The organism is Massilia sp. CCM 8734, from assembly GCF_011682155.1.
GTDB classification, from domain to species: domain Bacteria; phylum Pseudomonadota; class Gammaproteobacteria; order Burkholderiales; family Burkholderiaceae_D; genus Telluria_A; species Telluria_A rubra.
This window is the reverse complement of sequence record NZ_WHJI01000036.1, coordinates 74280-84523: the sequence shown is the minus strand read 5'-3', so window position 1 is coordinate 84523 and position 10244 is coordinate 74280. Positions and strand designations below refer to the sequence as shown.

General features: G+C 63.6%; 9 protein-coding genes, 1 tRNA gene and 1 pseudogene. 6 read left to right on the top strand and 5 right to left on the bottom strand.

What is annotated here, in order from left to right; translation table 11 throughout:
- Positions 1–281: pseudogene (locus tag F2P46_RS26700) on the top strand (hypothetical protein); the annotation flags it as partial.
- Positions 282–408: 127 nt separating this feature from the next.
- On the opposite strand, the gene hemW reads toward F2P46_RS26700, so the two are convergent.
- On the bottom strand, positions 409–1647 hold the full coding sequence (gene hemW / locus F2P46_RS26695; protein WP_166895957.1) for a radical SAM family heme chaperone HemW: 1239 nt from the start codon (positions 1645–1647) through the stop codon (positions 409–411).
- On the bottom strand, positions 1644–2228 hold the full coding sequence (gene rdgB, locus F2P46_RS26690) for an RdgB/HAM1 family non-canonical purine NTP pyrophosphatase (RefSeq protein WP_166895955.1): 585 nt from the start codon (positions 2226–2228) through the stop codon (positions 1644–1646). Before rdgB ends, hemW begins: the two co-directional genes overlap by 4 nt.
- Before the next feature lie 173 nt (positions 2229–2401).
- Between rdgB and F2P46_RS26685 the strand changes: the two genes are divergently transcribed.
- The 5 genes from F2P46_RS26685 (at position 2402) to F2P46_RS26665 (ending at position 7276) form a co-directional block, all read left to right on the top strand.
- Positions 2402–3466: a transporter gene (locus F2P46_RS26685; RefSeq protein ID WP_208296784.1), complete on the top strand. Its 1065-nt coding sequence runs from the start codon at positions 2402–2404 to the stop codon at positions 3464–3466.
- A gap of 38 nt (positions 3467–3504) precedes the next feature.
- Positions 3505–4452 (top strand): DUF3616 domain-containing protein, encoded by a 948-nt coding sequence (locus F2P46_RS38605; protein ID WP_166895953.1) that lies wholly within the window; start codon positions 3505–3507, stop codon positions 4450–4452.
- Between the two features lie 68 nt (positions 4453–4520).
- Positions 4521–4591 (top strand) — tRNA-Ala (locus F2P46_RS26675).
- Between the two features lie 170 nt (positions 4592–4761).
- Positions 4762–6081 carry an SDR family NAD(P)-dependent oxidoreductase gene (locus F2P46_RS26670; protein WP_166895951.1) on the top strand — a complete coding sequence of 440 codons (1320 nt, stop codon included), beginning with the start codon at positions 4762–4764 and terminating at the stop codon, positions 6079–6081.
- A complete protein-coding gene (locus F2P46_RS26665; protein ID WP_166895949.1) occupies positions 6071–7276 on the top strand; it encodes a ribonuclease inhibitor in 1206 nt (401 codons plus the stop codon). The genes F2P46_RS26670 and F2P46_RS26665 overlap by 11 nt, the downstream gene beginning before the upstream one ends.
- A gap of 239 nt (positions 7277–7515) precedes the next feature.
- Here the strand turns inward: F2P46_RS26665 and rph are convergent, their stop codons facing one another.
- The 3 genes from rph to F2P46_RS26650 are packed head-to-tail and all read right to left on the bottom strand — an operon-like array spanning position 7516 to position 10215.
- Positions 7516–8244, bottom strand: a complete 729-nt coding sequence (rph, locus tag F2P46_RS26660) for a ribonuclease PH (RefSeq protein ID WP_166895947.1) — start codon at positions 8242–8244, stop codon at positions 7516–7518.
- Positions 8245–8253: 9 nt separating this feature from the next.
- Positions 8254–9204, bottom strand: coding sequence for a PP2C family serine/threonine-protein phosphatase (locus F2P46_RS26655; protein ID WP_054264091.1), 951 nt, complete (start codon positions 9202–9204; stop codon positions 8254–8256).
- Between the two features lie 15 nt (positions 9205–9219).
- Complete coding sequence (locus tag F2P46_RS26650; protein WP_166895945.1) at positions 9220–10215, bottom strand: serine/threonine-protein kinase; 996 nt, start codon at positions 10213–10215, stop codon at positions 9220–9222.
- Between the last annotated feature and the right edge of the window lie 29 nt (positions 10216–10244).

Below are 10244 nucleotides of genomic sequence, written 5' to 3'. Positions count from 1 at the left end.
TCGACAGCGTGGCGCGCGTAACCGACATCATGTCCGAGATTACGGCCGCCAGTAACGAGCAGCGCGTCGGCATCGACCAGGTCAACGAGGCGATTGCGCAGATGGACCAGGTGACGCAGCAGAACGCGGCGCTGGTGGAGGAAGCGGCGGCGGCGGCCGGCAGCCTGGAAGAACAGGCGGCGCGCCTGGCCGAGGTGGCCGGTGGGTTCAAGCTGGCGGCGACCGCTGGACGGCCGTTGCGGCGCGTGACGGGCGAAGCGCCTTTGAAGCTTGCAGCTTGACCTGCTACGTACCCGACACTCCCCCTACCCTTCGCGCCGTCGTTCCCGCGAAGGCGGGAACCCAAGTCCTTGCTAAAGCCGCAGGTCGAACTACGGACTTGGGTCCCCGCCTTCGCGGGGACGACGCTTAGCCTCCCAAAAACATCTCCTGCAAATCATTCAAGAAGCGCTGACCCAGCTCGGTGGGGCGAATGATCTTGTGATCGCGGTAAATCAAGCCCTTGGCCTCGGCCGCATTGAGCGTCTGCTCGATCGCATTGATCCCCATGCCGGTCCGTTCCCCGAACAGGTTCGGTGAAAACCCCTCGGTCAGGCGCAAGGTGTTGAGCATGAACTCGAACCCCATGTCCGCGCGCCCGATTTCGCGCTCTTCCTGCACCGGATTACCGGCCCGCGCAGCCTCGATGAAGGCCTTCGGCTGCTTGTAGCGCGCCTGGCGCAGCACCCGGTGCGGGAACGAGATCTTCGAATGCGCACCCGCGCCAATTCCGAGATAATCACCGAACTCCCAGTAATTCACATTGTGCTTGGCGCGCCGCCCCGGCTGCGCGTACGCCGACACTTCGTAATGTCCATACCCCGCCGTCGCCGTCTCCAACGCGATCATGTCCTGCATGTCGGCGCTGGCATCGTCGTCCGGCAGCGCCGGCGGATACTTGGCGAACAGCGTGTTTGGCTCCATCGTCAGGTGGTACAGCGACAAATGCGGCGGCGCAAACGACAGCGCCGTCTCCAGGTCGAGCCGCGCTTCTTCCAGCGTCTGGGTCGGCAAGGCGTACATCAGGTCCAGGTTGAAGTTGTCGAAGTTGGCATGCGCGATCTCCACCGCCCGCCTCGCCTCGTTGTCGTCATGGATGCGGCCCAGCGCCTTCAAGTGCTTGCCGCTGAAGCTCTGGATGCCGATCGACAGGCGGTTGATGCCGCTGGCCCGGAACGACTTGAACTTCTCCGCTTCGAACGTGCCCGGATTGGCTTCCATCGTCACTTCGGCGTCCACGTCCAGCGGCAGCAAGGTGCGCACGTCCGACATCAGCCGGTCCAGGCCCTTGGCCGACATCAGGCTCGGCGTGCCGCCGCCGATAAAGATAGTGTAGATCTTGCGGCCCCAGATCAGGGGCAGCGACTGCTCCAGGTCGAGCCGCAGCGCGTCGAGGTACGCTTCTTCCGGCAGCTCGCCGCGCGCCTCGTGCGAGTTGAAATCGCAATAAGGGCACTTCTTCACGCACCACGGATAGTGGATGTACAGCGACAGCGGCGGCAGCGCGGCCAGGTTCAAGGCGCCCGGTTGCAGGTATTGCAGGGCACTGGCGGCCGGCGAGCGCGGCGCGGGTCTAATGGCGCTGCCGGCGACTTTGATCGGAATCATTTCAGCTTCTCTACCAGTGCGCGCAAAGCCTGGCCGCGGTGCGACAGCGCGTTTTTTTCAAGCGGCGTCAGTTCGGCGGTGCACTTGCCCAGGGACGGAATCCAGAAGTGCGGATCGTAGCCGAAACCGCCGGCGCCGCGCGCTTCGGCCACGATTTCGCCGTTCCAGCGACCGTCGGCGATGACCGGCTGCGGGTCGTCCGCATGGCGCACATACACCAGCACGCAGTAGTAATAGGCCGATTTGTCGGCGTGAGGGGCCAGGTCGGCGATGAGTTTCTGGTTGTTGCGCGCATCCGACTTCGGCTCGCCGGCAAACCGCGCCGACCATACGCCGGGCGCGCCGCCCAGGGCATTGACGCACACGCCCGAGTCGTCGGCCAGCGCCGGCAAACCGGTCAGGCGCGAAGCGTGACGGGCTTTTTCGAGCGCGTTTTCCACAAAAGTAGCGAACGGCTCCTCGGCTTCGGGCACGTCGAATTCGCCCTGCGCGTGCAGGGTGAAGCCTACGGGTGCGAGGATTTCGCCAAACTCCTTGAGTTTGCCGGCGTTATTGGAAGCGAGGATGAGGCGTTGGGTCATAATTGTCTGGTCTGGCCGAGGATGAATGCAAGTGCGTATTTTAGCCTGTGGCGCAGGCGCCGTCGCTTCAGCAGCTTTTAAGGATATTGCACGATAAACGCTGTACTATACCGGCATCCGATTTTGACCCTCCCGGTTCGCCGGCGGCGGCAGTGCCGTGCGCCAGCGAATCCATGAATAACTCCTTGAACAATGCAGGTGCGGCCGTGCTCGAAATCGAAAAAGTCGAAGTGAGCTACGGCTCCGACCCTTCGGGGCTGGTATGGGGCTATCTGTTCGGCGTCACGCCGGAAGCGCTGGCAGTCGATTCGGCGGCGGCGCTGGCCTGGATGCGCGACCACGCGGCCAACAATCCCTCGCAGTTCATCTGGCTGCATTTCAACCTGTCCAACGCGGCCAGCGAAAAGTGGCTGACCACGCACGCCAACCTGGCCGAAGAATTCTACGAAACGCTGCACACCGGCTCGCGCTCGACCCGCATCGAACTGGCCGAAGACACCCTGATCGCTGTGGTCAACGATGTGCTGCACAATTTTTCGTTTGAAGAATCCGACATTTCGACCCTGTGGGTGAGCGTGGCGCGCAATGTCGTGGTCAGCGCGCGCCGCAAGCCCTTGCAGTCGATCGAGCGTGTGCGCCAGGCGGTGCGCCAGGGCGAGCCGGTACGCTCCTCGGTCGAACTGCTGATCCACCTGCTGCGCGACCAGGCCGACGTGCTGGTGAAAATCGTGCGCGACGCGGTGGAACGGGTCGACGATATCGAAGACAAGCTGCTGGCCGACCGCCCCACCGCCAGGCGCGAAGACCTGGGCGCCATGCGGCGCGTGCTGGTGCGCCTGCAACGGCTGCTGGCGCCCGAGCCGGCCGCGCTCTTTCGCCTGCTGCAACGCCCGCCCTCGTGGATGGCCGACCTGGACACTCAGGAGCTGCGCGAAGCGACCGAGGAATTCTCGGTGGTGCTGAGCGATATGTCGTCGCTGCAGGAACGCATCAAGCTGCTGCAGGAAGAAATCGCCGCGCGCGTGAGCGAGGAAACCGGCCGCAGCCTGTTTATCCTGACCATCGTGACGGTGCTGGCGCTGCCGATCAATATCATCGCCGGCATGCTGGGCATGAACGTGGGCGGCATTCCGCTGTCGCACCATCCGGCCGGTTTCTGGATTATCGCCGGGATCATCGCGACATTTACGGTGGTGGCGGGCTGGCTGGTCACGCGTGCGGCGCGGCGCCTGCGTTAGCATTTATGATGGCGTTTTGACAAACGCCGGAGAATGACGTGACACAGCACAAAGAAGGCACCAGCGCCACCCTGATCGCGGACGCACTGCACGCCAGACTGGAAGACCATTTTACCTATCGCGGCATGTGCGACGCCTCGGCCGCCGCCGCGCTCGGGGAAGACCTGTTCGTGGTCGCCAACGACGAACGCAACCAGCTCAAGATCTACCAGCGCGGCGTGGCCGATGCGGTGGAGGTACTCGACCTGTCGGACTTTTTGGGCACCAAGAAGAACAAGGAATCGGACCTCGAAGGCGCGGCCGCCATCGGCCAGCGGATCTACTGGATTACCTCGCATGGCCGCAACAAGAAGGGCGAGGTGCAGGAGCGCCGCTTCCGCTTTTTTGCGACCGAGGCGGGTAAGGGCAAAGGCAAGGCGCTTCTGGAACCGGTCGGCCAGGCCTACAGCGGCCTGCTGGACGACATGATCGCCGCTGAACAATTGAAGAAGTATCCGCTTGCGCAAGCGGCCGGATTGACGCCGGAAGCCGATGGCGCTTTCAATATCGAAGGGCTGGCGGCCACGCCGGAAGGCACGCTGCTCATTGGCTTGCGCAATCCGGCGCCCGAGGGCAAGGCGCTGGTGGTGCATTTGCTCAATCCTGAAAAGGTGGTCGAGGGCGAGCGGGCCGAGTTTGGCGAGGCGTTCGAACTCGATCTGGGCGGGCTGGCGATTCGCAGCATGGAGCTGGTGGGCCTGGCGTACATGATCGTGGCCGGGCCGCCGGCAGATCATGGCGAGTTTGCGCTGTATCGCTGGTCGGGCAAAAGCGGAGACGCGCCGGAGCAGCTGGTGCACGAGGATTTTGACGATGTGCGGCCGGAGGCGCTGTTTGCCATTCCAGGAACGCGCAAGGTGCAGATCCTGAGCGATGACGGCGGGCCGCATGTGAAGGAGATGGCGGAGGAAGAGCAGACGTTCCGGAGCATCACGGTCGTTCTCTAGCGCGCTGCGGACCGGTGCAATGCCTGGCCCAGCCTCCGCGATTGCCGAAAATGCTACAATGCCAGCGGAAAGCCGTGGCGTAATGGAAGCGCATTTGCATGGCATGCAAAAGGTGCCGGTTCGAGCCCGGTCGGCTTTCCCCGCGATGCTTCGATGGCCGTTTCATCGGCGCCCGAGCGGATCTATCACGCAGCACCTCACCTTGCAAGGTGGCGGGCGCCGATTCAAATCCAGCCCGCTCTTTTCCGGTGTGAGGCATGGTGCGAACGCAAGCTGTCCCCAAGGATCAATTTTTCTACAGACTTTGCGATGACTTTCACAAACGAGGACCTTGCGACCACGCTGCGTGTGCTGCAAGCCATCGCGGACCAGCCTTCCCAGATGAACGCGCATCCGCGTTTCAAGGCGCTGATTGCCAAAATACAAAAAACGGCCAAGCGCGAGCTGCGCCAGGCGCGCACAGAATTGTCCACGGCGCAGTTTCACCAAGCCCGCCTGCAAACCGGCCTGGTGCAGGCACAACAAGCAACACCAGCGCTGTTGCTGTTGCCGCCGCCGCAGCACGGCGGCAGCACCTTGCGTTCCCAGCGCTGCTATGTCTGCAAGCAGACCTATCACGAACTGCACCACTTTTATCACCTGCTGTGCCCCGTATGCGCAGCGAAGAACTGGGCCAAGCGCCAGCAACGCGCCGACCTGGGCGGCTATGTGGCGCTGGTGACAGGCGGGCGCATCAAAATCGGCTTCGAAACGGCATTGCGCTTGCTGCGCGACGGTGCCCGCGTGATCGTTACCACGCGTTTCCCGCGCGACGCCGAGCGGCGCTTCCTGTGCGAACCGGATTCCAGCGCATGGCGCGACCGGCTGACGCTGGAAGCACTGGACCTGCGCAATATCGCGTCGGTCGAGGCCTTGGCCGACACCCTTTGCCGCGACCTGCCCCACCTCGACATCGTCATCAACAACGCGGCGCAGACCATCAAGCGCCCGCGCGAATTCTACGCCGCCTTGATGGCCGCCGAGCCTACGCCGTGGCTGCTGGAGGCAAGCAGCCAGTACCTTGGACAGCTGCCGGGCTACGAAAACTACTTCTTACGCAACGAGCAGGACAGCTACGGGCAGGCGCTCGACAAGCGTCCCAGCAATTCGTGGTCGCAGCGGCTGCACGATGTGTCCACGCTGGAACTGGTGGAAGTGCAAGTGGTAAATGCGATCGCGCCCTTCCTGCTGACCTCGCGCCTTCGTCCCGCGCTGCTGCGCTCGCCTAACCAGAGGCGCTTCGTAATCCAGGCGTCGGCCATGGAAGGGCAGTTCAACCGGCAGGACAAGACCGCTTTCCATCCACATACCAACATGGCCAAGGCCGCATTGAACATGCTGGTGCGCACCAGCGCCCAGGACTGGGCGCGCGACGGCATCTACATGAACGCCGTGGACACGGGCTGGATTACCGACGAAAAGCCCTATCCCAAGGCCGAGCGAATGCGGCAGGAACAGAACTTCTACACGCCGCTCGACGTCATCGACGGCATGGCGCGCCTGATCGATCCGATCGCGCGCGGCATCAACGAGCCCGACACGCCGCTGTTCGGCCATTTTCTCAAGGATTACGAGCCCCATGCCTGGTGAACCGTCGCTGCCGCCGCGCCAGCCCATCGCCGGTCCGGATGCAGAGCGCGCCAGTGCCGTGCAATGCCCGGTCCATCGCGTCGAGATCACGCCGTGCGACGCAGCCGAGCTGGCGCCCTTGCTGGCGTACCTGAGCGCCAATCAGGCGCTGCAAGGCAGCCAGTACTTTCCCCGTGGCGCCGTGCTGGACGATGGCAGGCTGGACCTCTGCAAGCAAAGCCTGGGCACCGACAACTGCCTGCGGATCGCGCAGGCGCTGCAGGGCAACACCCAGGTGCGCAGCCTCATGCTGGGCACCGATGCGATTGGCGATACCGGTGCGCACGCGGTGGCCCAGCTGCTGGACAAGAACGCCCATCTGCAGGTGCTCTACCTGGGCTGCAACAACATTGGGCCCCTGGGAGCGCGCCGGCTTGGCGCAGCGCTGGCGCAGAACGTGCAGCTCACCGGTCTCTGGTTGAAGCGCAATCCGCTGGGACCGGAGGGCGCTGCCAGCATCGCCCAGATGCTGCGCAGCAATCGGCACCTGGGCGTGCTCGACCTCGTCAATACCGATCTGCGCACTGCGGGCCTGGACGCCATCGTCGACGCCTTGTGCACCGATAACCGCACCATGCACACCCTGTACCTGAGCGGCAACGGCCTGGGACCGCCCGCCGCTGCAGCCTTGTCCCGGCTGCTGCGCGAAGCGCCGCACGTCACCGCGCTCTACCTGAGCGTGAATCGCCTGGGGGACGAAGGCGCGGCCATGCTGGCCGAAGCGCTCCATGCGAACCACAGCGTGCAGACACTGGAACTGGCCAGCAACGGCATCGGCCCGGAGGGCGCCGGGGCCTTGTTCCAGGCGGTGCGGCGACATCCCGCCATCGCATGCCTCAACCTGGGCTATGCCCCTTCTACCAGGGTGCTGGGCGCATCGCCCAATCGCATCGGCGATCAAGGAGTCGAGTACGCAATGGAAATGCTGTCGGAATCGCGCACCTTGCGCAGCCTGGATTTGACGCGCAATGGCGTGACGGCCCGAGGGCTGGGAGCTCTGGACAGCGCCCTGTCCGGCAATCGGCATCTCGGCCGCCTGCTGGTCGATGGCAACCTGCCCGAAGCGCTGGCCGAGCGCCTGGCGCGCAACCGCGCGGAGCATGGCGATCTTCCGGTTCCACCGGACCGGGCGTTGATCAGGAGTGTGTATCGCTGAAGGGCGGTTGGGGCGGGAGATGGCGCAGGAGGAGCAGACGTTCAGGAGTATTACTGTAGTACTGTAGTGCTTTACCCACCGCACCCGTCGTTCCCACACTGCCTATTAGTATCCTCACCCTCCGCTCCGTCGTTCCCGCGAAGGCGGGAACCCAAGGTTATTGCGCATCTAAAGGCTTCGGCACGAAATTGGGTTCCCGCCTTCGCGGGAACGACGGAGTAAAGGACAGCGGGGAACGCTTACAGTCCCAGCGCCTTCTTCTGCAGCGCGATAATGTCCGCAATCCCCACCTGCGCCAGATCGAGCAAACGGTTCATCCCGGCCCGGTCGAACGCGGCGCCTTCGGCCGTGCCCTGCACTTCGATAAAGTGCCCGGCTTCGGTCATCACCACGTTCATATCCGTGTCGCAGCCCGAATCTTCCACGTAATCGAGGTCCAGCACCGGCATGCCCTTGTACACGCCGACCGAAATGGCCGCCACAAAACTCTTCACCGGCACCGCCGCAATCGCGCCGCTGGCCACCAGTTTGCTGAACGCGTCATACGCCGCCACCATGGCGCCGGTAATCGAGGCCGTGCGGGTGCCGCCATCGGCCTGGATCACATCGCAATCGAGGTTCAGGGTACGCTCGCCGAACGCTTCCAGGTCGAACGCGGCGCGCAGCGAGCGGCCGATCAGGCGCTGGATCTCCTGCGTGCGCCCGCTTTGCTTGCCGCGCGCCGCTTCGCGGTCCATGCGCGTGTGCGTCGAACGCGGCAGCATGCCGTATTCGGCCGTCAGCCAGCCCTGGCCTTTACCCTTCAAAAAGCCCGGCACCTTCTCTTCGATGCTGGCCGTGCAAATGACCTTGGTGTCGCCGCACTCGATCAGGACCGATCCTTCGGCATGCTTGGTGTACTGGCGCGTGAGCACGATGTCGCGCAGCTGGTCGACGGCGCGGCCGCTCGGACGTGATTCAAATGTCATGTAAAACCTTTATTTCAAAACCTGGGATGATTTTTCGATGGCGTCGCGGATCTCGGCGATCGCCTTTTCGATCTCGTCGTCGTTGAAGGCGTCGATTTCGAGCGGCTGTTCCGGCTCCGGGGCGCTCAGGATCGTGGTGCTGACCAGGTTCTCGGGCAGCATCATGGTCGAAATGACCGCGGCGCTGCCGTCCGTGTTCACGCCCGCCGTTTCCACTTCGGGCGATCCTTGCCACATGATCGCCAGCGCGGTCGTGTTGTCGCAGGTCTCGCCGCCGATGGTGATGGCGGTGCTGATCATGTCGGGAATGGCGCGCACGATGGTCTGGGTCGAGAGGCGATGGACAATCTCTTCGTCCGGCAGCATCGACCACAAACCGTCGGAGCACAGCATGACCACGTCGCCCGTCAACAGGCTGACCTGGCGCGACACTTCGATCTTCGGCAGCGAAGAAGCGCCGATGCAGTTATACAGCTTGTTGCGGTCCGGGTGGGTCGCGCGTTCGGCCGGATCGGCCAGGCCCTGGGCGATCAGGTGCTCGATGTGCGAATGGTCGCGCGTGCGGCCCAGGATCTGCCCGCGCCGCAGCCAGTACAGGCGCGAGTCGCCGCAGTGGGCCCAGATCGCGGTGTTGTGCTGGATCAGGCAGGCCACCACCGTGGTGCGCGGCGTGTCGGGCATGTTGTTGGCGATGCGGTAGCGGTGAATTTCATCGTGCGCTTCGAGGAAAGCCTCTTCGAGAAAGCGTTCGGGTTTGCGCACATACGGCGTGGCGTGCTGCTGGAACATGCTCGACATGGTCTGCAGCGTGATGGCCGCGGCCATTTCGCCGCGCAGGTGGCCGCCCATGCCGTCCGCCAGGACCAGCAGCAGCGCGTCGCGCGTGAAGCTGTATCCCATCCGGTCCTGGTTGACCTTGCGGCCGCCGAGCTGGCTTTCCTGATAAACGGAAAATTGCATAGTAATCTTTCTGGATCAGGTGTTTTTATCGTTGACTTTTTTGCGGCCGAAACTACCGAGGCGGTCGACCAGGCCGCGTACCTGGCCGCCGATCTTTTCCAAACCGCGCGGCGCTTCCGGCTTCTTCGGCGGCGGCAGCGCCAGTTCCTTTTGCAGCGCGAACAGGCTTTGCGGACGCGCCAGCGGGTCCATGTCGAGGCAGTTCTTGACCATGCCGATCAGGGCCGGCGAAAAGCTGCCTTCCAGGCGCGCATAGTAGCCCGGCATCTTGTCTTCGGTCTTGCGCTGGTCGGCCGGTTGCGGCGGGGCGCCGGCCATGCAGGCGAACATGGTCGCGCCAATGCTGTAAATATCCGACCACGGCCCCAGCGCCGCCGTTTTCGAGTACAGGTCCGGCGGGGCGAAGCCCGGCGTGTACATCGGCGTCAGTTTCGGGATGTCGGCGTTGATGGTCTGGCGCGCGGCGCCGAAGTCGAGCAAAATCGGCGAGCCGTCGGTGCGCAGGTAGATATTGGCCGGTTTCAGGTCGAGGTGCAGCAGCTTGTTGGCGTGCACTTCGCGCAGGCCGCCGCACACGCCCAGGAAAATCTGGCGGATGAACGCTTCCGACAGGCGGCTGCCCTTGCTGCCGAGGCGGGCGATGTGTTCCTGCAGCGAGTGGCCCGATTCGTAGCCCATCACCATGTACACGGTGTCGTTGGCGCGGAAAAAGTTCAGCACGCGCACCACGTTCGGGTGCGAGATCAGCGCGAGCGCCCTTCCCTCCTCGAAAAAGCACTTCAGGCCGATGCGGAACACGGGCAGATTGGGCGGTGAAATCACCGGAACAAGCTCGCCGGGTTGCCGCAAAGCGAGGGAGCTCGGCAGGTACTCTTTAATGGCGACCGCGTTCCCCTCGGCGTCATAAGCGAGATATACAATACTGAACCCACCGGACGCAATTTTCTTTACAATGCGATATCCGGCAATTTCAAGTCCATCGGGCAGGGGAGCGTTATTTTGTGCAGCCATCAGAGTGTGTTCCTTGCTTAACACGGCGA

Excerpts from the sequence above, each read along its gene's own strand:
- hemW (WP_166895957.1), bottom strand. The coding sequence starts at position 1,647 with ATGATTCCGATCAAAGTCGCCGGCAGCGCCATTAGACCCGCGCCGCGC.
- rdgB (WP_166895955.1), bottom strand. The coding sequence starts at position 2,228 with ATGACCCAACGCCTCATCCTCGCTTCCAATAACGCCGGCAAACTCAAG.
- F2P46_RS26685 (WP_208296784.1), top strand. The coding sequence starts at position 2,402 with ATGAATAACTCCTTGAACAATGCAGGTGCGGCCGTGCTCGAAATCGAA.
- F2P46_RS26670 (WP_166895951.1), top strand. The coding sequence starts at position 4,762 with ATGACTTTCACAAACGAGGACCTTGCGACCACGCTGCGTGTGCTGCAA.
- F2P46_RS26665 (WP_166895949.1), top strand. The coding sequence starts at position 6,071 with ATGCCTGGTGAACCGTCGCTGCCGCCGCGCCAGCCCATCGCCGGTCCG.
- rph (WP_166895947.1), bottom strand. The coding sequence starts at position 8,244 with ATGACATTTGAATCACGTCCGAGCGGCCGCGCCGTCGACCAGCTGCGC.
- F2P46_RS26655 (WP_054264091.1), bottom strand. The coding sequence starts at position 9,204 with ATGCAATTTTCCGTTTATCAGGAAAGCCAGCTCGGCGGCCGCAAGGTC.
- F2P46_RS26650 (WP_166895945.1), bottom strand. The coding sequence starts at position 10,215 with ATGGCTGCACAAAATAACGCTCCCCTGCCCGATGGACTTGAAATTGCC.